This window comes from Pseudomonas sp. GW456-12-1-14-TSB6 (assembly GCF_059424205.1).
In genome coordinates, this window is the sequence record NZ_JBWKZE010000068.1 from 1 (window position 1) to 955 (window position 955).

1 pseudogene is annotated in these 955 nt (G+C 53.7%); it reads right to left on the bottom strand.

Going from position 1 to position 955, the window contains the following annotated elements:
• Positions 1–901 (bottom strand): annotated as a pseudogene (locus AC07Y2_RS28720) (IS3 family transposase); the annotation flags it as partial.
• Between the last annotated feature and the right edge of the window lie 54 nt (positions 902–955).

A 955-nucleotide genomic window follows, 5' to 3' on the forward strand; every position in this document is an offset into this window, starting at 1 on the left:
CGCAAGGCTTGAGCCACCGAGTCGGCATGTAAGCTGCTATGCACGTGATAGCCGACTATTTTTCTCGAGAAGGCATCCGTCACCAGACTCAAATAAACCGGATCGTCACGCTTGGTGGACAGATAAGTGATATCGGCCACCCAGACCTGTTCCGGACCGGTAGCGACAACTTGCGACGGGCCTGGTTTGAGCAGATTGGGATGGCAGCGGAAGTGATGATGACTGTCGGTCGTTTTGTGATAAGCCCGCTTCCTGCGGACCAGTTGGCGGTAATCACGCAAGACCGCCAATAACCGATCGCGGCCGACATGCAGCTCCTGTTTCTCAAGCTCCGCGTGCATCAACGAGTGCAATTTGCGGGCGCCAATGCAGGGTTGGCGTACTCGGATTGTCTGCACAAACTGGATGAGTTTCTGATCTTGCTCGATGCGAGCCCGATAGACGCGATTACGTTTGTAAAAGGCTTGGCGACTGATCCCCATAAACTGGCAAGCCCTGCTGACACTCAGGGTTTGGGTTTGCGCAACGACTTGCCGGGCCGCTTTTTTACGACAGAGACGCCGTAGTCGTTCTTCAGTACATCCACCACGTCTTCAAAAAACTTGGCTTTCTGATTCGCCAGCGCCAACTGCTCCTCAAGCTCTTTGATTCTCTGCTCGGGAGTTAAGGGCAAAGTGGGCTCGTCCATCGGTCGGTTCCTTTGGGAACGAATGGAGGCGCCTTGGCTCCAGTCTTGCCGACCATGCTTGCGTAACCAAACCAACACCGTCGACCGACCCTGAATTCCGTAGCGCCGTTGAGCCTCTTTATAACTCAACTCGCCTTTTTCGACTTGGTCGACAACCGACAATTTAAAAGTCAGCGTGTAATCGCGCTGACTGCGTTTTGCGCCCGAATCCATTGCACCCTCCTGATAAGAAGCCAGAAGGTGTAAACCTTATTCAGGACGAGACAC